The following is a 23,420-nucleotide window of genomic DNA, read 5'->3' as shown; positions in this document are numbered from 1 at the left end:
TCCAGACTTGGCAAGACGAGACGCGAGGACGTTGCTAGCCCGCAACAGTCCGGCGCGGCAACAGGAAGGGCTGGTCGCCCTCCGGCACCCGGCCGACGGGCCAGGACACGCCGAACACCCGCGCGATGAGGTCGTCCCGCATCACCGCGGCCGGGGGCCCGTGGGCGACGCGGCGGCCGTCCTCCAGCACCAGCATCGCGTCGGCATAGGCGGCGGCGAGGTTCAGGTCGTGCAGGATCGCGATCACGGCGGTGCCCCGCCGGGCGAGGTCGCGGGCGGCGTCGAGGAGCGCGCCCTGGTGGCGCAGATCCAGGCTGGCCGTCGGTTCGTCGAGGAGCAGCACCTGCGCGGGCGCGAGGGTGCGCCCGGCGGCGAGCTGGCACAGCACCCGGGCGAACTGCACCCTGGCCTGCTCGCCACCCGAGAGGGTCGGGTAGGCGCGGGGCCCGAGATGCGTGGCGTCGGCGCGCGCCAGGGCCTCGGCCAGGATCGCGGCGCGGTCGCGCGGCCCGAGACCCCGGCCGATCCCGTCGAGGCCGATCCGGGCCACCTCCGCGGCGGTGAAGGGAAAGGCGAGGTGCGCGGCCTGCGGCAGCACGGCGCGTAAGCCAGCGAGCCGCCAGGGCGGAATCGCCGCCACGGCCTCGCCCGCATACGCGACGGTGCCGTGGGTGGGTTTGAGCTCCCCGCTCAGGAGCTTCAGGAAGGTGGACTTGCCGGCCCCGTTCGGGCCGACGATCACCTGGAGGGTCCCGGGCGTGGCGTCGAGGGAGACACCGTCGATGAGGCGGCGACCGCCCGTGACGTAGGCGAGGTCGCGGGCGGCCAGAAGCGCAGGCTCATCCCTGGAGGCGACGTCAGGCAACGCCATGTCGCCGCCCCAGCAGCAGCCACAGGAAGACCGGCGCGCCGACGAAGGCGGTGACGATGCCGATGGGCAGTTCGGCCGGGGCGACGACGAGGCGGGCGGCCACATCCGCCAGGACGAGGAAGGCGCCCCCCAGGAGTGCGCTGGCCGGCAGCAGGCGCCGGTGGTCCGGGCCGATGACGAGGCGCAGGGCGTGCGGCACCACGAGGCCGACGAAGCCGATCACCCCGCTCGCCGCGACCCCGGCCCCCACCGCCACTGCGACGAGGAGGATGGCGAGGCGCTTCAGGCGCTCCACCGGCACGCCGAGGTGGAACGCCTCCGCCTCGCCCAGCACCAAGGCGTTGAGGCCGCGCCCCAGGAACGGCACGAGGACGAGGACCGGCAGCACGGCGGGCGCCGTGGCCCAGACCTTGGTCCAGGTCGCCCCGCCGAGGCTGCCCAGGGACCAGAAGGTGAGGTCGCGCAATTGCCGGTCGTCGCTGGCGTAGACGAGGAGGCCCGTCAGCGCCCCGCTGAGGGCGCCCAGCGCGATGCCGGCGAGGAGCAGGGTGGCCACCGAGGTGCGGCCCGCCCGCGTGGCGATCCGGTAGAGCCCGAGGGTGGCGCCGAGCCCCCCGAGGAAGGCCGCGACGGGCAGGGCCGCGTAGGGCAGCGGCCCCGGCAGCCCCAGTCCGGCGAGGAGGCGGTCGCCGAGGACGATGACGGCGGCGGCGGCGAGGCCCGAGCCCGCCGAGACGCCGACGAGGGCCGGATCGGCCAGGGGATTGCGGAACAGGCCCTGCATCAGGGCGCCCGAGACGGCGAGGCCGGCGCCGACCATCAGGCCCAGCAGGGTGCGGGGCAGGCGGATGTTGAGCACCACCAGGCCATCCCGCCCCGCCTCCGCCGCGCCGGGCGTCAGGATCTCGAGAACCCGGGCCGGCGCGATCCGCACCGCCCCGAGCCCCAGCGAGAGCAGGATCGCCACGAGCACGAGAACGCCGAGACCGGCGAACACGAGGGCGCCGGGCCGGTTCGGCACGGCGGACTCAGTCACGCGGCAGGTCGGGATAGATCGCCCGCATGAGATCTGCGGCCGCCTCCGGAGTCCTCGGGCCGAAGCCGAGCAGCGCGAGGCCGTCCATGGTCACGAGGGCGCGGCGGGCGGCGGCCGGCGTCTGGGCCAGCGCCGTGCCGCTCGCGAACACGCCCTCGGGCGTCGGCGTGCGCCCTTCGGTCACCATCATGATCACGGCGTCCGGGGCGGCCCCGACGATGGCCTCGTCGGTGATGGGCTTGAAGCCCTCGATGCCCTCGGCGGCATTGACGAGGCCGGCGAGGGCCAGGATGCCGTCCGCCGTGCTGCCGCGCCCGCCGACCATGACGCGCCCGCCGGTCTGCGACAGCACCACGAGGGCCCGGGCCGGCCGGGTCACCCGGGCGCGCTGCCCGGCGAGGGTCGCGAAGCGGGCGGCGACCGCCCGGCTCAACGTCTCGGCCGGCGACTCGAGCCCGGCGAGGCGGGCGACCGTGGCGATCTTGTCGAGGACGCCCTCGGCGGTCGACGGCTCGCGGATCGTCTCCACGGGCACGCCGGCCTCCCGCAGCAGGGCCAGCACCGCCGGCGGCCCGGCACCCTCGGTGGCGAGCACGAGATCGGGGCCGACGGAGAGCAGGCCTTCCGCCGAGAGGGCGCGGAGATAGCCGGCATTCGGCCGTTCGCGCAGGACCTCGGCCGGGTAGACGCTGGTGGTGTCGACGATGGCGATGCGCGGCCCGGCGCCGAGGCGCCACAGGATCTCCGTCACGGCGCCGCCCAGGGAAGCGATGCGGGTGGCCGGCGTCGCAGCCATGGCGGGCCGGCCCGCCAGGGCGCAGCCTAAGGCGCCCGCGAGCACCGCGCGGCGGGACGGGGGGATGAGGTGCGGCCCGGTCATTTGGTGAGGATCAGCTTGTCGTTGGCGGTCACCCGCAGGCGGTAGAGGGAGCCGGCGTGGAGAATGACGATCTCGCGCCGGCCCTGCAGGAGGGCCGCCGACGGGATGCCGCCCTCCGGCAGGGACGGCTGTCCGGGCTGCCCCCCCGTCCGGCCCGAAGCGCCGGGGTCGCCACGGCCGGCGTCGCTCACGTCGGACATACTGTCATCATTCCAAGTTCGAACCTATTTTTCAATCGATCTAAAGAGCTTCCATCGTCACACCACCGTAAAACCTTTCCGCGCCCATGACGACAAGCAACGAAGACTTTTTCGAACAGTATGGCGGCAGATCGGCGTTGGGAATGGCCTGCGGTCCCACCGGGACGCCTCGAACGCCGCGGCCCGAGCGAGGGGATCCGGCGCGCCCCTGCCCGGTCCGACGAAATCACGGTCCGGACGCGCAGAGAAAAATTGCGCACAATCTAGAATCACTCCATGGTGACGCGTGCGCCGAGCCCGAACGGAAGGGCCGCGTCCAGAATCCCGTCGCGGAAAGGCATTTCATGTCACGATCGTATTCCCATCTCGGTGTCGTCGTACTGGCCGGTGGCCTGCTCACCGGCGGCGGCGTCACCGGGGCGGCGCAGGCCCAGGACGCCGATCCGGGCGCGATCGTGAACGCCCTGGTCACGGCGGGCGGCAACCAGCCGAAGGTGCGCGCGAGCGGCGCCAAGGGCGTCTGCGTGAAGGGCAGCTTCACGCCGTCCGCCGAGGCGCCCGGCCTGTCGAAGGCCCCGCACTTCACCAAGACCGTGCCGGTCACGGCCCGCTTCTCCATGGGCGGCAGCAACGCGAAGATCTCAGACAAGGCCAAGCCCGTCACCCGCGGCTTCGCCATGCGGATGAACGACCCGTCGGGCGACATGGTCTTCGTCGTGATCTCCGCGCCGGTGTTCTCGACGAAGACCCCGCAGCAGCTCCTCGATTTCGCCACCGTGCGGGCTCCGGGCCCGGACGGGAAGCCGGATGCCGAGAAGATCAAGGCGTTCGCCGCCGCCAACCCCGAGACGACGCGCCAGGGCGCGTGGCTCAACGCGCGTCCGGTGCCGGCGAGCTTCGCCGGCGTCGATTACTGGGGCGTGCATGCCTACACCCTGACGAACGCCAAGGGCGCGGCCACGGTGGCGAAGCTGAAATGGGTCGCGAGCGCCGGCCAGCTCGGCCTCACGGACGACGAGCTAAAGGCCAAGCCCGACAGCTTCTACACCGACGAGTTGAAGGAGCGCCTGGCGAAGGGTCCGGCCAGCTTCGACCTCGTGGCACTGCTCGGCGAGCCGAACGATCCGGTGAACGACCCCACCGTCGCGTGGCCGGAGGAGAACCGCAAGGCAATCAAGCTCGGCACCGTCGCCATCGCGGCGATCGAGCCCGACGCCACCTGCGACGCGGCCACCTTCGATCCCGTGGTCGACCTGCCCGAGGGCGTCGCCGGACCGGCCACCGATCCGATGTTCGCGGTCCGCTCGCCCGCCTACGCCGTGTCCCTGTCGCGCCGGGCGAACTGACCCGGGTCGCACGGGCTCGGCCGGTCCACGACGGCATCCCGCTGTCGTGGACCGCGCGAAACTTCGCTACGGTCGGTGCGCTTTCGGGGCTCCGGCGAGCCTCCGTTCGGGGGCCGGCGCGCCCCCTCGACGACACCGGCGCGCGGGGCGACGCACATGACCAGCATTCCGGCCCCCGGCGGGGCGCTCGCGGGGCTTCGGGTCCTCGACCTGTCGCGCATCCTGGCCGGTCCCTTTGCCGGTCAGGTCCTGGGCGACCTCGGGGCCGAGGTGGTCAAGGTCGAGCGGCCGGACGAGGGCGACGACACCCGCCGCTGGGGGCCGCCCTACCTGCGCGACGCGGAGGGCCGCGAGACCGATGTCGCCGCCTATTACCTCTGCGCCAACCGCAACAAGAAATCCGTGGCCGTCGACATCGCCACGCCGGAGGGCCAGGACCTGATCCGGGCGCTGGCGTCGCACGCCGACGTGCTCATCGAGAACTTCAAGGTCGGGGGCCTGGCGCAGTACGGCCTCGACCACGCCGCCCTCAGGGCCCTGAACCCGCGCCTCGTCGTCTGCTCCATCACGGGCTTCGGCCAGACCGGCCCGTATGCGGCGCGGGCCGGCTACGATTTCCTGATCCAGGCCATGGGCGGGCTCATGAGCATCACGGGCGCGCCGGGGGACGCGGAGGGCGCCGGACCGCAGAAGGCCGGCGTGGCCATCACCGACATCGTGACCGGCCTCTACGCCACCATCGGCGTCCTGGCGGCGCTCGCCGCCCGCGCCCGCACGGGCACGGGCCAGCACATCGACCTCGCCCTCCTCGACACCCAGGTGGCGAGCCTCGCCAACCAGGCGATGAACTACCTCACCACCGGGGTGGCGCCGGGGCGACTCGGCAACGCGCATCCCAACATCGTGCCCTATCAGGACTTCCCGACGCAGGACGGCGCCATGATCCTGGCGGTGGGCAACGACGGGCAGTTCGCGCGGGCCTGCGCGGTGCTGGGCTTTCCCGAATGGGGCACGGACCCGCGCTTTTCCACCAACCGGGCGCGGGTGGAACACCGCACCCTGCTGGTGCCCCTCATGGGGGCCGCGACCCGGCAGCGGAGCACCGCCGCATGGGTGGCGGCCCTGGAGCGCGTCGGCGTGCCGTGCGGGCCGGTGAACACCCTGGCGGACGTGTTCGCTGATCCCCAGGTGATCGCCCGCGGCCTGCGCGTCGATCTCCCCCATCCCCGGGCCGGCACCGTGGCGCTGGTGGCGAACCCCCTCAACCTCTCGGGCACGCCCGTCACCTATGCGAGTCCGCCCCCGTCCCTGGGGGAACACACCGGGGCGGTGCTGGCCGACTGGCTCGGCCTCGACGCCCCGGCCCTGGCGGCCCTGCGCGCGGCCGGGGCCATCGGCTGAGGGTGCCGGCACCGCGCCGGGACCCACGCGGCGTCCGGGGGATCGGATCGGTCGCGGGTCGCGGCGGCCACCGCCTCAGGCCGCGCGGGTGGCCGGCTCGGTCCTGGCCACCAGTCCGCGCTTGCGCGCGACGGTCTCGGCCCGCCAGTTGCGCAGCAGGCGCCGCCGGACCCCCTGCCAGCGGATGGCCGGCACCGGCGAGACCGGATCGATGAGGGCGCTGAGGGCGCGGGCGTAGTCCAGCACGAGTCCGGGGGTCCACGTCATCGCGCCGGCGCCGTTGCGCATGAGGGCGGCCGCCCAGAATTCCGGGCTCAGCACCGCCCGGACCAGCCGGCGCCACGGGGTGCCGTCGCGGGCGAAGCTGCCCTCGACGGCGGCGTCGAGGGCGTTGGCGACCCCCGTCGAGCAGTTCCGGCCGACGAGATTGTAGGTGACGTCCCGGCGATACCCGTCCCAGAACGCGCGCAGGCGGGCCCCGTCGACCCCCTGGAGGGTGACCGTCACGGTCGCCTCGCACCAATCGTCCGCCTCCGCGCGGTAGCTCGGCAGGAAGCGGCCCGGCACGTCGTTCTCGGGGCCGGCGCGCAGGATCGCCCGCAGGTTGTCGGGCGAGCGGTCGATCTCCACGGCGGGATAGTGGCTGAGATAGAGGGGGCTTTCCCCGGGCGCGCCCGCGAGTTCCAGGGCGGCGTGGCCGGTGGAGACGTGCCCGACCCCGTTCACCGAGACGACGTAGCGGTGGACGAGGCGTTGCCGGGCCGGGATCGTCGCCGTTCCGGTCGGCGTCCAGACATGGACCGTGAGCGTGTCGGAGCCCGCCCCCGACGCGGCGTCCCCGAGGGTGTCCGGCGGACGGCGCAGGCGCAGGCCGAGGACGGTGACCTTGATCCCGGACAGCACCAGGAAGGCGCCGATGCTGAAGCCGACGGTGCCGGCGTACCAGGTCGGGTAGGGCTGCAGGGTCAGGAGTCCGAGGACCGCGCCGAGGCCCCCGTACGCCACCGACCAGCGCCAGCCGGGAAAGCGCAGGACGTGCGCGAGGACGATCCGCGACAGGCCGTCGAACAGGAAGGCGGTGCCGAACAGCATCGCGAGGAGGAAGGTGCTCGAGGCCGAGGCCAGCATCGTCAGCACCGCCACCACGAGGAGCATGCCGGCCTTGAGCAGGCGCAGGCGGCGCGCGGCCCCGGTGGCGACGAGGCCGCGCACGAGGGAAGTCACCGCCTCGACCACGAGGAGCAGGCCGAACCAGCGATCGGGGACGTGGGTGGCGCCGTCGAGGGCATCGATCACCAGGGCGCCGCCGAGCCCGGTCCACACCAGCCCGACGCCGGCGACGAACCCCCAGCGCCGGTGGACCGCCTCGCGTCCGACCAGCAGCAGCCAGAGCGGGAGGGCCCGCGGCGTCCAGGCCCCGGACCGGCCCGCCGGAACACCCGCGGCGGCGGGGGCCCCCGCGGCGAGGCCCAGGAGGCCCTGCTCCTTTGGGCTGAGGGGCGGCGGGCTGAGGGGGGCCGGGCCGGGCGCGGCCTCGCTCCGGCGGCTCGGATTCGACGGGTGGGTCACGCGAACACTCCCCCGGGCGCGCCGGCCACCGGACGTGACGGACGAAGGACACGCCGCCGCGACGCAGCAAAGAAACACCGCCGCGACGGATCCCTCGGCGAAGGGGTCGCGGCCGCCGGTGTCCCGCGCCGACGGAATGATGTCCTGCCGGGATCTTGTCCGGGCAAGCGGGAGTGTTGTCCACCCTGTCCCATCTCCGCCGGTGTCGGCGTGGGCGCGCCGATCTGGCGCGCGCGGGTTGGGGACGCGCGGGTTCGGGACGCGCAGGTTCGGAACACGACGGTCAACGCGGCACCGGCGGGCCGCCGCTCCCGGGGAGCGGCGCCGGGGCGAGGCCGCCGATCTGGCCGGCCTGGTGCGCGAGCATCACCTGCCTGGCCCGCTCGAGCGCCCCGGGCCCGATGGCCAGGGGTCCGTCGAACGGACGTTCGTGCAGGGCGATCACGCACAGGGTGACGACCATCGCCGCCGAGAACAGGAACAGCGTCAGGACCTGCGCGCGGTGCTTGTCGCCGTGCACCATCCCGATGGACACCAGGGTGAGGGCGGCGAGGAAGAGCAGGGTCAGCCACTTCGAATCGTCCTCCTTGGAGGCGCTCAGGGCCAGGCGCTCGCCGCGCGCGTCGCGCAGGGTCATGGCCACGGTCATCAGGGCCGTGTGGGCGACGGTTCCCGCCTCGCTCGTGAGAGCGGGATCGGCGAGGATCCGCATGAGGCCGCTCAAGGCCGCGCCGGCGGATTCCGAACTCTGGCCGCCATTCGCCATCTTCGCCCACTCGTCGTCGATGACCCGCTCGGTGTAGGTGAGCAGCGCCTGGCGGATGCCGGCCATGTTCGAGGCTGTCTCGATGCTGAGGTCGAAGGCCGCGATGAGGTTCGCGCGCTCCTTCTCCACCACGTGGGCGCCCTGCTTCTGGCGCTCCCAGGCGTCGTTGGCGACGAAGCCGGTGAGCAGGGCGAGCAGGATGCTGATCGAGCTGAAGAAGGCCGGCACGACCCCGTCGACGACGCGCAGGAACGTCGGCCGGGTGAACGGCAGGGCGGTGATCGCGATCATGATCCCCGAAACGATCACGAAGAACAGGATGATCAGGCCCACCATCAGCCACATCGGCTGATCGAGCCAGAGCCCCAAGAGCATGTTCGTCTCCCAACCGGCCGCGCGACGCGTCACCGGATCGACCCTTAGTGCAAAGACGCCAACGGCTGGTGAATCCCCGAGGCCCCGCCGGACGCGGCGGGGTCGCGCCGAACACGGTGGGTTCGCGCCGGCGCTTCGGCCCGCTCAGGTCACCGCCCGGCCGGACAGGCCACCCGGCCCGCGCAGCAGCAGCAGGCCGCTGAGCACCAGGGCGAGGGTGATCGCGCCGAACATGGCGTGGGCCCCGAAGGCCGCCAGGATCGGCAGCAGGACGATGGGCGCCAGGGCGGCCGAGACCCGCCCCCCGGCCCAGGCACAGGCGAGGGCCGTGGCCCGCACGGGCGTCGGCAGGAGTTCCGTCGCGTAGATCGCCAGGATGCCGCCGTAGATCGACGCGGCGGTGTTGAACGCGATGGCGGCCCCCACCAGGACCGGGAAGGTGCTCGCCCCGGCGAAGACCGTGCCGAAGGCCGCCATGGCCGCCGCCAGGGCGACGAGGCAGGCGCGCCGCTCCAGGCGGTCGACGACGAGGGCCGTGAGGGTGGTGCCGAGGGGCGGCCCCAGGAGCGACAGGGCACCGAAGACGAGGGATTCGTGGATCCGGAACCCCTTCTGCAGCATCACCACCGTGCTGAGCAGGGGAAACCCCAGGGTCGCCCAGGGGGCGATGGCGTAGAGGGCCAGGAACCGGCCGGTCCTGCGCCGGTGGCCGGGGTCGGCCAGGAGCGCGGCGAACCCCGCCCGCACGGGAGGCGCCGGTGCCGGTCCGGCCCCGTCCGCCACGGGCGGCGGCATGATCCGGGCCGCGCGCTCGAAGCGCCGGCAGGCGTGGTCGGCCTCCGCCCTGCGGCCGACAAGGGCGAGCCAGCGCGGCGATTCCGGCATCAGCCCGAACAGCCCGGCCCCGAAGAGCGCCAGGGCCGCGCCGAGGCCGAGCGCCCACCGCCAGGGCTCGACGCCGAGGGGAGGCTCCGGCGCCAGGGCGTAGACCAGCCCGAGGACGGCGGCACCGCCGAGGGAACCGAGGCCGGTGCAGACCAGCAGCATCGCCCCGCGCCGGCGCGGCGGCATCACGTCGGTGAGGTAGGTGGCGGCGAGGGGCGGGAAGCCGCCGATGGCGAAGCCCGACAGGGCGCGCGCCAGGGTGAGCGACGCGGGGCCGGGGCTGAGGGCGGCGGCGAGCGACCCCACGGCCATCAGCGCGAGCGAGGCCTGGAGGGCGCGCCGACGCCCGATCCGGTCGCCGAGCAGGCCGAACACGGGCGCGCCCACCGCCCCGCCGGCGAAGACCGACGCCAGGAGCAGGGCGAGGCCGCCGCGCGGCATGTCGTGGGGCGGCGCGCTGAAGATCGCCGCGAGCGCGTTGCTCAGGGCGACTTCGGCGATGTCCGTGAACAGGCCGAAGGTGCAGACGGCGAGGATCGCCCCGTGGAGCCAGGTGAGCGGCAGGCCGTCGAGGCGCTGGGCCACCGTGGCGACGGATTCGCCCGTGGGAACGCGCGGGCCCGCATCGGGCACGACGGTGTCGACGTGGGCTTGGCTCAACGGGCGGCTCCGGGGGGGCTCCTGGGCGGCGCCGGTTCCGGCCCGTACGAGGGGCCCGAACCGGCGACGACGGCCTCAGGCCGCCGCGGTGGCGTCGCTGCCCGCTCGCTCGCGGGCCATCCGGCTCACGCTCACGGCGTCGACCTTGCCGGTGCCGAGCATCGGCACCTTGCCGACCACCACCTCGGCGGGGATCGCGATCTCCGTGGCGCCCCGGGACTTGGCGAAGGTGAGGTAGGCGGCCCGCGTGGCGTCCGCCTGCTCGGTGAACAGGATCAGGCGCTCGCCCTTGCGGGCATCCGGCACGGCGGCGACGGCGCTGGGCGTGTCGGGCCAGAGCTCGGCGGCGAGGGACTCGACGGCGGCGAGCGACACCATCTCGCCGCCGATCTTGGCGAAGCGCTTGGCCCGGCCCTTGATGGTGACGAAGCCCATGGCGTCGATGGCGACGATGTCGCCGGTGTCGTGCCAGCCGTCCACGGGGGCCTCCAGCACGCCGGGTTTCTCCGCCCGCAGGTAGCCGAGCATGATGTTCGGCCCCTTCACGTGGAGGCGTCCGCCCTCGTCGATGCCGGGGACCGGCTCCAGGCGATACTGGATGCCGGGCAGCAGGCGGCCGACGGAGCCGAAGAGGTTGAACATCGGCGTGTTGAGGGCCACCACCGGCCCGCATTCCGTGACGCCGTAGCCCTCCAGGATGCGCAGGCCGAATTTTTCGGAATAGGTCTTGCGGGTCGTCTGCTTCACCGGCTCGGCGCCGGCCACGATGTAGCGCAAGCTCCGCAGGTCGTACGAATGGGCCATCCGGGCGTAGCCCGTGAGGAAGGTGTCGGTGCCGAACAGGACCGTGGCGTTCGAGCCGTACACGAGTTCCGGCACGATCCGGTAATGCAGCGGCGAGGGGTAGAGGTAGACCGGGACCCCGGAGACGAGGGGCAGGATCAGGCCCGCCGTGAGGCCGAAGGCGTGGAACACCGGCAGCACGTTGAACACCTTGTCGGTCGGCCCGAAATCGATGCGGGCGGCGACCTGGGCGGTGTTGGCGAGCATGCAGCGATGGGCCAGCACCACGCCCTTCGGCGCGCCCTCCGAGCCCGACGTGAACAGGATCGCGGCCGGGTCGTCGCCGCGGCGGGCCACCAGGGGCTTGCGGGGGGCGAGGAAGCCCCGGATCTTGTCGCCCGTGGTCACGGTGGCGCGCACGTCCTCGAGGTAGACGAGCTTCACGGACCCCTGGATCGCTTCGACGAGGGGGCCGAGGCGGCCCTTCTCGATGAAGGCGCGGGAGGTCAGGATCGTCTCGACTTGCGCCGCCCGGCACGCCGACAGCACGTTGGCGGGGCCGGCGGAGAAGTTGATCATCGCCGGCACCCGGCCGGCGCTGGCGAGCGCGAAGAATGTCACCGCCGCGCCGTTGGCGTTGGGCAGCATCAGCCCGATGGGCCTGCCCTCGGGGGCGAGCGGCATGAGCTTGCGGCCGAGGATGTTGGCGCCCATCACCAGGCGGGCGTAGCTGAGCTTGCCGGTGACCGGGTCTTCGAGGGCGTTGCGGCGCCAGCCGTGGTCGTTGCCGGCCTGGATGAGGGCGCTCATGACGTTGCGGTCGATGTCGGCGGTCTCGAACACGAGGTCCGACATCACGTCGTAGAGGGCGGCGCCCGCCGCCCGGCGGCGGTGCTTGCCCTTCAGGTCCGGGTCGATGGCGAGCTTGACCGGGGCCAGGATCGTCACGGTGACCTTCGGCCACCAGCGGCGCTTCACCTGATCCTTCGACAGGCGCGAGAACGCGGTCTTCTCCAGTCCCTCGATCTTCACCGGCACCACCATGGCGTCGGACTTGTCGGCGATGAGGCCGGCGCCGTCGTAGACCTTCATCAGGCTGCCCGTGACCGTGAGCCGGCCCTCGGGGAAGATGATCAGGGTCTCGCCGTCGCGCACGGCCTTGATCAGGGTGCGGGTGGCGAGCGGCCGGGTCGGGTCGAGGGGCATCGCCTTGGTCATGGCGAGGAACGGCTTCACCCACCAGCGCTGGGCGATGCCGTGATCGACGGCGAAGACCGGCTCCCGGTCGAGGAGCGAGAGGGCCAGTGGCGCATCGAGGAACGAGACGTGATTGAGGGCGATGATCGCGTTGGGGCCGGCCTTGTCGACGTTGTCGAGGCCGCGCACCTCCAAGCGGTAGAACGCCCGGAACACGATGGAGAGGAAGTCGCGGAACGGGCTCGTGGGCAGGACGAGGAGGATCACCACGCCGGCCACGAGGTTGAGCACGCCGATGAGGGTGAGGAGGGCGGCCATGGACCAGCCCGCCCCCTGCAGGGCGGCGAGGCCGAGCGCGCCCGCCACCATGAAGGCGGCGGTGAGCACGTTCACGGCGCCGATGACCCGGGCGCGCCGGTCCTTGTCGGTCCAGGCCTGCACGGCGGCGAAGGACGGCACGATGTAGAGGCCGCCCGCCACCGCGAGCCCGGCGAACGCGACCGTGATGCGCAGGCCCGTGCCCGTGGCGAGGAAGTCGCCTACACCCAGGACGGCGCCCGAGATGGGAGGCAGATGGGCGACGGTCCAGGCCAGATCGAGGGCGAACACGCCCATGAGCAGGGCGCCGATGGGGGTCGGCAGCAGTACGATGCGCCCGCTCGCTAGCCACGAGGCGAGGCCGGAGCCCACCGCGATGCCCACCGAGAACACGGCGAGCAGCAGGGTCACCACGGTCTCGGAGCCGTTGAGGCTGGTCCGCACGAGCACCGGCAGCAGGGCCAGGATCACGGCGCCGACGAGCCAGAACCAGCTGACGATGACGGCGCCGCGCCACATCCGCGTGTCGCGCCAGAGGTCGCGCAGGAGGGCGGCGGTGGAGCGCGCCACGTTGGGATCGACCCGCAGGCCCGGCGCCGCCTCGCCCGTGGCGGGGATCGCCCGGGCCGAGAGCCAGCACAGGACCGCGAACACCATGATGAGGGCGCTGAACGCGAGGGCGTCGCCGCCCATGGCGGTGGCGAGGCCGGCCACGATGGTGCCGAGCAGGATGGCGAGGAAGGTCGCGGCCTCCACGAGCGCGTTGCCGGCGGTGAGCTCCTCGCGCTTCAGGTGGTCGGGCAGGATGCCGTACTTGATCGGGCCGAACAGGGCCGCGATGGTACCGAACAGGCCGAGCGCCACGAACAGCACCGGCACCGAATGCAGCCAGAACCCCGCGGCGGCGGCGGCGGCGCCGAAGATCTCGGCGAATTTCAGCCGCTTGGCGATGAGCGCCTTGTCGTAGCGGTCGGCCATCTCGCCGCCGAGGCCCGACAGGATGAAGAACGGCCCGATGAACACCGCGCCCGCCAGGGTGACGAGCATGCCCGAGCCCTCGCCGGTGCCGCCGACCTTGAACAGGATCAGGAACACGAGGGCGTTCTTGAGGAAATTGTCGTTGAAGGCCGAGAAGAACTGGCACCAGAACAGTGGCGCGAACCGGCGCGTGGTCATCAACGTACGGAACATGGGTGTCTCCTTGGCGGCACCATGACTGCCCGGCGGTCGGCGAAGCGTCAAATCCCGCCACGACCCGTGCTTATTGAACGTCGTTCAAAAAATCGGGGCGCGCAATCCGCTCCGTGACCGTCCGCGTCCCGCCCGTGCGCCGGCGCACGGGCGGGACGCGGACGTACGTCTTGAGGGGGAAGCCCTTACAAAACGCACCGATCCTTGCCGGCTCCCGCCCTGAACCCGACGGTTGAGCGGGCGTTCTGTGCCAGACTAACCTTTGTGGGTCCAACACAGACACGGGGAGCGCAGGGGCTTGGCCAAGACGGTACGACGCGGAACGGGGCCGCGCGGCGACCACAACCGGGAGGAGTTCCAGAGCCTCGTCACCAAGGCCGCCGAGGGGCTGGTGCGCCAGGAGGGGCTGCGCGGCCTCGGCATGCGCCGCCTCGCGGCAGTGATCGGCTACGCCCCGAACTCGATCTACAACGCGGTGGGCGATCTCGACACGGTGGTGATGCGGGTCAACGCCCGCACCCTGGAGCGCCTGCACGATGCCCTGGTGACGGCGATCTCGCCCGATGCGCCGCCGCGCGACAACGCGGTGGCCCTGGCGGATGCCTACCTGGCCTTCGTGCAGGCGGACCCGCAGGTGTGGAGTCTGGTGTTCGAGCACAGCCTGGCGCCGGACTCGGCGTTTCCCGACTGGTACGCCCAGGCCCTGGCGCGCACCACCGACCTCGTCGACCGGGTGCTGCAGCCGATGATCCCGGAGGAGGACGAGCGCCGGCAGGCGGTGGCGACCCTGTGGGCCGGCCTGCACGGCCTCGCGTCCCTCTCGACCTCGCGCAAGCTCGCGGTGCTGACCCCCGAACCCCCGCGCGACCTCGCCCGGCTCCTCGTGCGCCGGTTCCTGGGATAGCGGCGATTCCTGGGATAGCGGCGATTCCTGGGATAGCGGCGATTCCTGGGATAGCGGCGATTCCCGGGATAGCGGCGATTCGGATGCGATCGCCCTGCCCGCGTGGAGCGGGAGCGCCGTGATGGTCCACGCCGGCCGGGCGCGGCCCCTGAACGAGTCGGCGGGCAGACCCGTGAGCCCGGCGGCCAGGGGGAAGGCGCGGGCGCGCGTCACCGGTGCGGCGGGGCGAGGCCGCGGGCGAGGGACAGCATCGCCGCGAGGGTGTCGGCCTCGTCCTGCTCGGCGCCATGGTCGCTGAGCTTGACGATCACCGTTCCGGTGTCGCGGTTGATGTAGATGTACTGGCCGTAGACCCCGATGGCCGAGATGTCGTCGTCGCCGGCCGGCACGTGCCACCACTGGGCCGAGTAGGGCCAGCCGTCGACGGCCCGCCGCGCCGGCGTCTCGATCCGCTCGATCCAGTGCGGCGGAACGACGTCGACCGCGCCGACCCGGCCGCGATCGGCCACCATCAGCCCCAGGCGGACGAAGTCGCGGGCGACGGCGTTGAGGCAGCAGAACGCCTTCTCGGTCCCGCCCGGCGCGTCGAGGTTCCAGGTGGCGTCGGCCCCCGCCCCCATGGGTGTCCAGATCTGCTCCGACAGGATCTCGGCCAGCGGCTTGCCGTGCACCCGGGCGAGGATCAGGCCGAGCACCTCCGTGTCGATGCTGCGGTACTCGCCCTTGCTGCCGGGCTTCGAGGACAGGGCGGCATGCGCGCGGACGAAGGCCGGCAGGTCGCGGGTGAGGTACATCCCGGCGGTGCCGACGAGGGGGTTCCAGGGGTCGTAGTTCTCCGGCACCGCGAGGCCGCTCGTCATGTCGAGGAGGTCGCGGACCGTGATGCGGCCGAAGACCGGCACCCGCTGCAGGTCGGGCAGCAGGGTCGAGACGGGGTCGGTCTCCTTGAGGCGGCCGCCCGCGATGGCCTGCCCGACGAGCAGCGACACCACGGACTTCGCCACGGACCAGGACGGGAACAGCGTCGCCGCCTCGAAGCCCGGCCGGTACCATTCGTGGACGAGGACGCCGTTCTGGGACACCAGGAACGCGTTGGTCCGCGTCGCCTCCAGCACGGTGGCGATCGGCACGAGGGCGCCCTTCCAAGGGACCCGGTCGGGCAGCGGGCGGGGCTGCACCGTCAGGATGCGCGGTGTCGCCGACGCCGCCACCGGCCGGCTCGCGAACCAGGTCCCCACGGCGGAGGGCTCGACGACGGCCAGGGCCGCCAGGGTGACGGGGTTCGGCACGGCGAGGAGGGCGGTCGCCGCCCAGGCCGCCCCGGCGAGGAGGCCGAGGGCGAGGGCCGCGCCGACGAGCCGGGGGCGGAGCCGCGCGCGCGGGCCGGGTTTCGCAGACACCTGAAGGCAACCCTTTTCGATGGCGAGAAGCGCGAAGGGAAGGAGCGCAAAGGGGAGGATCACGAGGGCAAGGATCACCAGGAGAGGAATCCCGCCGCATCTACCCCTGCGCTATCGATGCGGACGGGCGGTACCACGACGGACCCGCTCGGGTCCCGGGTCCGGCGCAGGCTCACGACGCAGGGTCTCGGCGCAGAACCGGTGGCGGCTCCTGCGAACCCTCGTCAGTGGGGTGCGGTCTGGCCCGAGGCCAGGATCGTGACGCCGACGGCGATCACGCCGATGCCGACCATCATCGGGAGGGTGATCGGTTCGCCGAACAGGAGCGCGCCGCCGAGGGCCGCGCCGACCATGCCGACCCCGGCCCAGATCGCGTAGACCACGCCGATCGGCAGCATGTTCATGCTGTGCGACATCAGCCAGAAGGCGGTGCCGTAGCCCAGCACCGTGATGATCGTCGGCACCGGGCGGGTCAGCCCGTCGGCGGCCTTCAGGGCGAGGGTCGCGGTGACTTCGGCGGTGATCGCGAAGGCGAGGAGCAGGTAGGGGTTCATGCCTGGGGCGTCCGTGGACGCGGTCGGCCGACGGAGCGCCGGATGTCGCGTGCGCCCGGATTAAGACCACCGGGGCCGTTAATGTCCCGTGTGGGCGCGGCGCACGAACCCCGCTCCGCGCACCGCCCGATGCCGCCGGGACCGTCGTCCCCTCTCGCGACCGGATGAAATCGCCCGGATGAAATCGCACGGCGTAATGTGTGCTACGCGATCCCATCCCGAACACCCGCGATCGGCCGGCGGCGGGACACCGGAGCTTGCAACGTGTCTCGACTGGCGATCGTCCCCAGCGTGGTCGAAACGACGGATCACGTCGAATCGAAATGGGCCTTCGATTTCTGGCGCTCCACCGCCCTGGCGCCCTTCGGCGACGTCTCCCGCGTGCAGCCGCGCGGGCCGTTCCGGGCCCGGCGCCTCGGTGTGGGCACCGCGGACTGGGCCCTCACCCATACGGTGAGCAGTCCGGTGAGCCTGAAGGTCGGGTCGCGCCATGTCGATCGAAGTGCCCCCGAGATGGTGGTGATCGGCCTCGCCCTTGAGGGGATCGGGTATCAGGAGCAGCTCGATCGCGGCGCCCGGATCGCGACCGGCGGCATCAGCTTCCTGTCGCGCGGCCGTCCCCTCCTCGCCGGCACCCAGACCGATTACGAGGAGATCCGCCTCGCGGTGCCGCGCCGGACCTTCGAGGCCTGGATCGGCGACGTCGACCGCTTCGCCGGCCTCTGCATCGCGGGCGAACCCGCCAACGCGGCGTTCGAGGCATGCTTTCGCAGCTTCGCCCGCTCCGTCGCGTGGATGACCGAGGGCGAGGCGCAGGTCGCCGTCGAGGGCGTGCTCCACATGCTGCGCGGCCTCCCCCGCGCCCCGGCCGACCGGTCGACCGTGCCCGTCTCGCACGCGGCGGTGGTTTCCCTCGCCCGCGCCCATATCGAGCGCCGGCTGCACGACCCGGCCCTGGGCCCCGACGAGATCCAGGCGGTGCTGGGCGTGTCCCGCGCCCATCTCTACAGGGCGTTCTCGGAGACCGACGGCATCGCGGCGGCCATCCGGGAGGCGCGCCTCGCCCTGGCGCACCACCGCCTCGCCGCGTCGCGCTACGACGGGCTGAAGATCGCCACCATCGCGTATGCGTGCGGCTTTGCCGACGTGCCGACCTTCAACCGCGCGTTCCGCCGGCGCTTCGGCCTCGCCCCCGGCGACCTGCGCGCCGGACGGAGCTGAGGCGGGGGCGCCCGGACCGTCCCTACGGCGGGCTGCCTCTACTACGGGAGGTGGTAGGAGACGCCCGCGATCAGGGCCTTCTCCTCGGTGTTGATGGTCCGCCGGGGGTCGGCGCCGAACTTGTTGTGCCAGTACTGGAACCCGGCGAACACTTCGAGCCGGTGGGCCGGGCCGCCCGCGAGCTGCCCGACATCGAGGACCAGATTGGTCTGCGACACGAATTCGAGCTGCGTCTCGTACTCGTTGGTGCGGCCGTAGCGGCCCTTGGGCAGGATGATGGTGTTGAAGCCCGAGAGCGAGAGGGGCAGGCCCGTGAACGGCAGGGGAATCGCGTAGGTGAGCTCGAACTCGGGCGTCATCTGGAACTCGACGCTGCGGAAGCGGCCGGCGGCGAAGCCGTTATGGGCGAATTCCTTGTAGCCCTGGACCTTCAGGTTGAGGAATCCGGCCGGCACGTCGAAGGCGAAGTTGAGGCCGAAGGTGCCGGCGCGCTTCTGCGAGTTGAAGGTGGTGTTCTTGGCGTTGGCGTCGACGCCAAAGGCGAGGCCGATATCCTTGACGAGGCCCGGAATGGCGAACACGTCGGTGTCGAAGATCCGGTTCGGGCTCAGGGTGCCCCGGTAGATGAGGTACAGTTCCGTCGCGCCGATGTCCGGGAAACTGCCGAAGGCGTTGCCGGCCGGGTCCTGCGAGCCCGAGCGCAGGAGATCGAGGGACACGAGGTTGGTGCCGTAGGTCCACGCGTTGGTATGGAACAGGTTGACGACGTTCTTCGGGATCTCGCGGGGCTCCCGCCGGCCCGTCGGCGTGCCGTCGGGGCGCTGCACGCCGATGCCGGGCTCCGCCGAGGGCCCCTGGAAGCGGTAGCTGACGATGGTGTCGGAGAAGCTGAAGAACCCCGGCGGGGACGGCGGCGCGACGAGCGCAGTGGCTGCCGCCAGGGGCTCGGCCGCGCGGGCGGCCCCGATGGGGTGCGCCCCGGTGGCGTCCGCGACGAGGAGGGCCGCCGAGAAGCCGAGGGCCGTCAGGACCGGGCGGCCGGCGCGAGGCGCGAACGCGAGCATGTGCGAGTTTCCCAAACGTGTCTTCGCGACGGGTCCGTTCGGTCGAACCGGCGAAACGCCGAGAGACCAAGTGACCCGCGCTGCCTGCCCGATGTGTGAACACGGTCACCTCTGAGGGCGGCTCAGAGAACCTTCCAGAACACCAGGATCATGATCGCGTAGGCGGCGATCAGCAGGGCCGCGCCCCGGCGGTCGGTGTCGGCGCGCCGCTCCGGCGGCGGCGACAGCCACCAGCCGAGCCGGTTGGCGGTCCAGGGCACCAGCCGCGCCGTCACCAGCACGCTGAAGACGTTGCCGATGAACAGGGCGACGGGGAAATCGAGGTTCAGGACGCGGCCGAGGAACGGCGTTCCGACGAACAGGCCCCACAGGAACACCGTGGGATAGAGCGTCAGGAGGACGATCATGTTCATCTTCCAAGCGGCGGGCGGCGGGGCGCCCTCCGGCGTGGCGTCGCGGAACCACTGCTCGAACCCGCTCTGCACCGTCCGGGTGTGGAATTCCGCCGTCAGCGGAACCGCCTCCTCGATCAGTTCCCGGCGCTGGGGCGAGTTGAGCCAGGCCCTCAGGTTGGCATCGCTGTCGAAGCGCAGGATCGCGACGTAATCCTCCTGCACGCCCGGCACCGCCGGCTCGAAGCGATAGCCCTGCAGGCCGGCGGCCTTCGACTGCGCGGCGGCGACCTTCTGCTCCCACTTGCGGTAGGCGGCCTCCATCCCGGGCTTCACCCGGGTGCTGATGACCGCCGAGGCCGGCGCGGTGCGGGCCGCGCTGGCGTCGTCCGTGACGATGTGGACATCGTCGCGCCCCACCAGCATCGGAGAGGCGCCGACGATGCGGGCCTGCCGCTCGGGCGAGGCGAGCCAGCCCTTGGCGTCGGCGAGGCTGCCGAAGCGCTGCAGGATCACCCAATCCACCTGGAGCGGGGGGTGGGGCGGCATCAGGCGCTGTTCGATGAAGCCGGGAAACCCCGAGATCACCGCGCTGGTGCCGCCCTGCCACTGGGCGAACGCCTCGGCGCTCTCGGGCCGGACGGAAGTCTGCGTCACGATGCTGACGCTGTGGGCCGCGTCGCTCATCGGGCGGCGAGCTGCGTGAACAGGCGGTCGGGCGTGAACGGCAGGTGGGCGAAGCGGACGCCGGTGGCGTCGGCCAGCGCGTTCGAGACCGCCGGGGCCACGGGGTTGATGCCGCACTCCCCTTGCGATTTCGCCCCGAGGGGGCCGATCCGGTCCGTCGTGTCGGCGAAGAAGATGTCCGTGCGCGGAGTGTCGGCGAAGGTCGGGATGCGGCAGTTGCGCAGCTGCGCGTTGACCATCCGGCCCGCGTCGTCGTGGACCATGTTCTCCACGAGCGCCCAGCCGTACCCCATGGAGACGGCGCCATCGAGCTGGCCCCGGCACTGCATCGGGTTGATCGGCAGGCCGATATCGGCGGCATGGACGCTGTGCAGCACCCGGATCTCGCCGGTGACGCGGTGCACTGCGAGGCGCACGCCCTGCACGTTGAACGCGATGGTCCGGGGCGAGAGGTAGGCCCGGCGGCTCACGGTGAAGCGGTGGTCGACCTTCGTGCCCGCCGCGTGCAGATCCACCAGGGTGATGCGCTGGTTGCCGCAGACGACCCCGTCGGCGTCGAGGCGGCACTGCTCCAGGGGCACCCCCGTGTGCCTGCTGGCGAAGTCCAGGATGTCCTCGACCATGGCCTCGGCCGTGAGGTGGACCGCCTTGCCGCCGACCACGACGCCGGTGCTGGCGAAGGTGCCGGTGTCGTAGGGGGTGCGGTCGGTGTCGGCGTTGATGATGCCGATATCGTCGGCGCGGGTCCCCAGGATCGCGGCGGCGATCTGCTTGTGCGCCGTGGTGATGCCGTTGCCCATCTCCGTCGAGCCGCAGGCGAGGAAGTAGGTGCCGTCGGCCTTGAGGTGGAGTTCGGCGCCCGAGCGGTGCTCGGTCGGCGGTCCGCATTCGAGCATGGCGAGCGCCACGCCCCGGCCCTCTTCCCAGTCCGCTCCCTCGGGCTTGGCGACCCCGTTGCCCTTGGCGAGTTCGCGCTCGACGATGTCGAGGCACTCGCCGATGCCGTGGCTTCCGAAGCTGGCGTCGCTCGGCTCCTTCCAGATGGATTCGATGTTGTCGCCCGGCTGCACCACGTTCCGGCGCCGCATGGTGAAGGGATCGATGCCGAGTTGCCGGGCCAGGGCGTCGATGGCGCATTCCACCGCGAAGGTGGTCTGCGAGGCGCCGTAGCCGCGAAAGCCGCCGCCCGGCGTCATGTTCGTGTAGACGGCGTGGCCGATGCCCTTCTTGTTGGCGCAGCGGTAGGCCGCGATCGGGCTCGCCATGGCGGCCGCCAGGGTCTCGCTGCCGTGGCCGCCATAGGCTCCGGTGTTGGAGAACACCGCGACGTCGAGGGCCGTCAGGGTCCCGTCCTTGCGGGCGCCGATCTTCACCCGGGTGGTCATCTGGTGGCGCGTGGTCGCGCCGATGAACTCCTCCTCGCGGGTCCATTCCCACTTGACCGGGCGGCCGAGCTTCATCGTGGCGAACAGGACGAGGTCCTCCGAGACCATCTCCTGCTTGCCGCCGAACCCGCCGCCGACCCGCTCCGTGAACACGTGGAGGTCGCGGTGCGGGATCCCCATGATGTAGGCGAGCTTCTGGCGCACGGCGAACGGCCCCTGCGAGCTCGTGCGGACATGCCAGCGCCCGTCCTCGCCCTTCCAGGCGATGGAGCCGTGCGTCTCGAGGTGCACGTGCTGGACGCGCGAGGTCGAGTAGGTCTGCTCGTGCACGGCGTCGGCCTCGGCGAATCCCCGGGCCACATCGCCGATCTCACCCTGGAGGGTGCAGAAGATGTTGGTGCTCGCGGTGAGCCCGTCCTTGTCGTGCAGCACCGGCGCGTCGGGCCGCATGGCCAGGACGGGGTCGAACACCGCCGGCAGAACCTCGTAGTCCACCCGCAGGGCCCGGCAGCCGGCCTCGGCGGCGGCCTCCGTCTCGGCCACCACGGCGGCGATGCGCTGGCCGGCGAAGCGGGCGACGTTGTCGAGCAGCAGGATGTCGTCGGGATCGACGAGGTGATCCTCGTGCAGGGCCGAGCTGAACCGGCGTTTGGGCACGTCCTCCCAGGTGTAGACGGCGACGACGCCCGGCACGGCGAGCGCCGCCTGGCGGTCGATGGACACGAGGCGCGCGTGGGCGTGGGGCGAGCGCAGCACCTTGAGGTGCAGCAGGTCTTCGACGGCCAAGTCCATGGTGTAGCGGGCGGTGCCGTTCAGGATGGTGTCGGTGAAGGGGTTGGGCAGGCTCGCCCCGAGGGCCTTGCCGGCGACGTCCGCCTCGATGTTGCAGACCCCGTTCAGGGCGTCCTTGATCGAGCGGTAGCCGGTGCAGCGGCAGAGGTTGCCCTTGAGGGCGTGCGGCAGGTCGGCCTTCTGCGCGTCCGTGAAGGTCACGGCCGTCATGATCATGCCGGCGGTGCAGAAGCCGCACTGGAATCCCTGCGCGTCGTGGAACGCCTGCTGCAGCGGATGGCGCTCGCCGCAGGGCGCCAGCCCCTCGATGGTGGTGACCTCGCGTCCCTCGGCCCGGAAGGCCGGGACGAGGCAGGAATGGAACGGCTTGCCGTCGATGTGCACCGTACAGGCGCCGCAATCGCCGGAATCGCATCCCTTCTTGACCCCGAACACCTCGAGGTCGCGCAGCATGGTGCGCAGGCACTGGCCCGGCGCCGGCTCGGCGGCGTAGGCGCGGCCGTTGATGGAATACTGGGTCACGCGAGCTCCGTACGGATCTGTTCGGCCAGGTACTGCGTGACGTGACGCTTGTAGGGCGCCGATCCGTGCACGTCGGGGAAGTAGGCGTCCGGCGCCAGGCGCGCGTCGATGGCGCGGCGCAGGTCGTCGGCGGAGGGCAGGGTGGCGAAGCGCAGCTGCACCGGCCGCGGCGTCGCCGCCGTGATGGTGAGGAGGAAGTCGGCGCCGTCGTCGCCCACGGTGGCGATGATCAGGGCGGCCGAGCGCCCGTAGCGGGTGAGCGAGACCTGGCGCATGGCCGTGCGCTTCGCGAGCGCCGCGGCGGGCAGGTGGATGCTGCGCAGCAGTTCGCCCTTGGCGAGCACGTTCGCGTGGTTGCCGGTCACGAACTCGGCCACCGTGACCGTGCGGGGCGTGCCGTCGCGCGGCCACAGGGTGCAGACCCCTTCGAGGGCGGCGGTCAGCGAGATCATCGCGCCGGCGGGCAGCGACATGCAGACGTTGCCCCCGATGGTGGCGGCGTTCCAGATCTTGAACGACATCAGGAACGAGTCGATGCACTGCCGGAACAGCGGCACCGCGCGCCAGGCCGGCGGACCCTCGAACCCGTGCAGGTCGACGATCCGGCAGGTCGCGGCGATCTCGAGGCCGGATTCCGTCGCGGTCAGCGGCGCCCAGCCCAGGCTCTCGAGATCGATGAGCGTGTCGACGGCAGTCTGCGGCTCGGCGAACAGCCAGGTTCCGCCGGCCAGCCAGGAAGCCCCCTCTTGCCAGGAAGACCCGTCTTGCCAGCCCGAGAGTTCGTTCAACGAAGTCGGCCGCTTGACTTCGACGACGGTCGAAATGTTCATCGTAGATCCTCAACCCAATCGATCGTGGCGGCCGACAGGATGCCCCGTGCCCCCACGCATCGCCCTCGACCGAGGATCGCGGGGCGGCCCGTCGCGACGGCGCCCTCGGGAGCGTCGCGCCGAAATCCCACGGCCGTTATCCTGGCTTTGCCCCGGAGGACGTTCGGCTCATTCTTGGGTTCATCAGGTAA

The 23,420-nt window shown here is 72.1% G+C and carries 18 protein-coding genes; 4 read left to right on the top strand and 14 right to left on the bottom strand.

The annotated features are described in order from the left end of the window. Positions 1-34: 34 nt before the first annotated feature. Genes ASF52_RS21735 through ASF52_RS21720 form a run of 4 tightly spaced genes read right to left on the bottom strand, consistent with a single transcriptional unit; the run spans position 35 to position 2,987 of the window. A complete protein-coding gene (locus tag ASF52_RS21735) occupies positions 35-871 on the bottom strand; it encodes a heme ABC transporter ATP-binding protein (RefSeq protein WP_056176887.1) in 837 nt (278 codons plus the stop codon). Further along, complete coding sequence (locus ASF52_RS21730) at positions 858-1,907, bottom strand: FecCD family ABC transporter permease (RefSeq protein WP_056176884.1); 1,050 nt, start codon at positions 1,905-1,907, stop codon at positions 858-860. The genes ASF52_RS21735 and ASF52_RS21730 overlap by 14 nt, the downstream gene beginning before the upstream one ends. Then, positions 1,900-2,787: a heme/hemin ABC transporter substrate-binding protein gene (locus ASF52_RS21725; RefSeq protein WP_056176881.1), complete on the bottom strand. Its 888-nt coding sequence runs from the start codon at positions 2,785-2,787 to the stop codon at positions 1,900-1,902. Before ASF52_RS21725 ends, ASF52_RS21730 begins: the two co-directional genes overlap by 8 nt. Then, positions 2,784-2,987 carry a hemin uptake protein HemP gene (locus ASF52_RS21720; RefSeq protein WP_056176876.1) on the bottom strand — a complete coding sequence of 68 codons (204 nt, stop codon included), beginning with the start codon at positions 2,985-2,987 and terminating at the stop codon, positions 2,784-2,786. Before ASF52_RS21720 ends, ASF52_RS21725 begins: the two co-directional genes overlap by 4 nt. A 344-nt stretch (positions 2,988-3,331) precedes the next feature. On the opposite strand from ASF52_RS21720, the gene ASF52_RS21715 reads away from it, so the two are divergent. Further along, positions 3,332-4,333: a catalase family peroxidase gene (locus tag ASF52_RS21715; protein ID WP_082515433.1), complete on the top strand. Its 1,002-nt coding sequence runs from the start codon at positions 3,332-3,334 to the stop codon at positions 4,331-4,333. Positions 4,334-4,489: 156 nt separating this feature from the next. After that, a complete protein-coding gene (locus ASF52_RS21710; protein ID WP_056176873.1) occupies positions 4,490-5,734 on the top strand; it encodes a CaiB/BaiF CoA transferase family protein in 1,245 nt (414 codons plus the stop codon). Between the two features lie 75 nt (positions 5,735-5,809). Here ASF52_RS21710 and ASF52_RS21705 read toward each other — a convergent pair whose 3' ends face one another. From ASF52_RS21705 to ASF52_RS21690, 4 genes are all read right to left on the bottom strand, one after another. After that, positions 5,810-7,303, bottom strand: a complete 1,494-nt coding sequence (locus ASF52_RS21705; RefSeq protein WP_244473900.1) for an HdeD family acid-resistance protein — start codon at positions 7,301-7,303, stop codon at positions 5,810-5,812. Between the two features lie 283 nt (positions 7,304-7,586). Continuing rightward, on the bottom strand, positions 7,587-8,444 hold the full coding sequence (locus ASF52_RS21700) for a bestrophin-like domain (RefSeq protein WP_056177033.1): 858 nt from the start codon (positions 8,442-8,444) through the stop codon (positions 7,587-7,589). Positions 8,445-8,588: 144 nt separating this feature from the next. After that, the gene (locus ASF52_RS21695) at positions 8,589-9,989 is read right to left on the bottom strand and encodes an MFS transporter (protein ID WP_244473899.1); all 1,401 of its coding nucleotides are present in this window, start codon (positions 9,987-9,989) and stop codon (positions 8,589-8,591) included. Positions 9,990-10,064: 75 nt separating this feature from the next. Beyond that, positions 10,065-13,478 carry an acyl-[ACP]--phospholipid O-acyltransferase gene (locus ASF52_RS21690; protein ID WP_056176870.1) on the bottom strand — a complete coding sequence of 1,138 codons (3,414 nt, stop codon included), beginning with the start codon at positions 13,476-13,478 and terminating at the stop codon, positions 10,065-10,067. A gap of 391 nt (positions 13,479-13,869) precedes the next feature. Between ASF52_RS21690 and ASF52_RS21685 the strand changes: the two genes are divergently transcribed. Continuing rightward, a complete protein-coding gene (locus tag ASF52_RS21685) occupies positions 13,870-14,382 on the top strand; it encodes a TetR-like C-terminal domain-containing protein (RefSeq protein ID WP_056177026.1) in 513 nt (170 codons plus the stop codon). Between the two features lie 209 nt (positions 14,383-14,591). Here the strand turns inward: ASF52_RS21685 and ASF52_RS21680 are convergent, their stop codons facing one another. Together ASF52_RS21680 and ASF52_RS21675 are read right to left on the bottom strand one after the other, a co-directional pair. Further along, complete coding sequence (locus tag ASF52_RS21680; RefSeq protein WP_244473898.1) at positions 14,592-15,860, bottom strand: serine hydrolase domain-containing protein; 1,269 nt, start codon at positions 15,858-15,860, stop codon at positions 14,592-14,594. A gap of 146 nt (positions 15,861-16,006) precedes the next feature. Continuing rightward, positions 16,007-16,336: a DMT family transporter gene (locus tag ASF52_RS21675; RefSeq protein ID WP_056176867.1), complete on the bottom strand. Its 330-nt coding sequence runs from the start codon at positions 16,334-16,336 to the stop codon at positions 16,007-16,009. A gap of 264 nt (positions 16,337-16,600) precedes the next feature. Here ASF52_RS21675 and ASF52_RS21670 point away from each other — a divergent pair, with 264 nt between their 5' ends. After that, positions 16,601-17,557, top strand: coding sequence for a helix-turn-helix domain-containing protein (locus ASF52_RS21670; protein ID WP_056176863.1), 957 nt, complete (start codon positions 16,601-16,603; stop codon positions 17,555-17,557). A 41-nt stretch (positions 17,558-17,598) separates the two neighbouring features. Here ASF52_RS21670 and ASF52_RS21665 read toward each other — a convergent pair whose 3' ends face one another. The 4 genes from ASF52_RS21665 to ASF52_RS21650 form a co-directional block, all read right to left on the bottom strand. Further along, entirely contained in the window at positions 17,599-18,621 is a 1,023-nt protein-coding gene (locus ASF52_RS21665; RefSeq protein WP_156398916.1) for a hypothetical protein, read from the bottom strand. A 122-nt stretch (positions 18,622-18,743) separates the two neighbouring features. Next, entirely contained in the window at positions 18,744-19,700 is a 957-nt protein-coding gene (locus ASF52_RS21660) for an antibiotic biosynthesis monooxygenase (RefSeq protein ID WP_056176862.1), read from the bottom strand. Beyond that, complete coding sequence (locus ASF52_RS21655) at positions 19,697-22,399, bottom strand: molybdopterin-dependent oxidoreductase (RefSeq protein WP_056176855.1); 2,703 nt, start codon at positions 22,397-22,399, stop codon at positions 19,697-19,699. The genes ASF52_RS21660 and ASF52_RS21655 overlap by 4 nt, the downstream gene beginning before the upstream one ends. Then, complete coding sequence (locus ASF52_RS21650; RefSeq protein ID WP_056176852.1) at positions 22,396-23,229, bottom strand: FAD binding domain-containing protein; 834 nt, start codon at positions 23,227-23,229, stop codon at positions 22,396-22,398. Before ASF52_RS21650 ends, ASF52_RS21655 begins: the two co-directional genes overlap by 4 nt. Positions 23,230-23,420 lie beyond the last annotated feature (191 nt).

The organism is Methylobacterium sp. Leaf112 (genome assembly GCF_001423295.1).
In the GTDB taxonomy this organism is placed as follows: Bacteria; Pseudomonadota; Alphaproteobacteria; order Rhizobiales; family Beijerinckiaceae; genus Methylobacterium.
The sequence above is the reverse complement of the archived record's forward strand: the minus strand, read 5'-3'. Positions and strand labels throughout refer to the sequence as shown.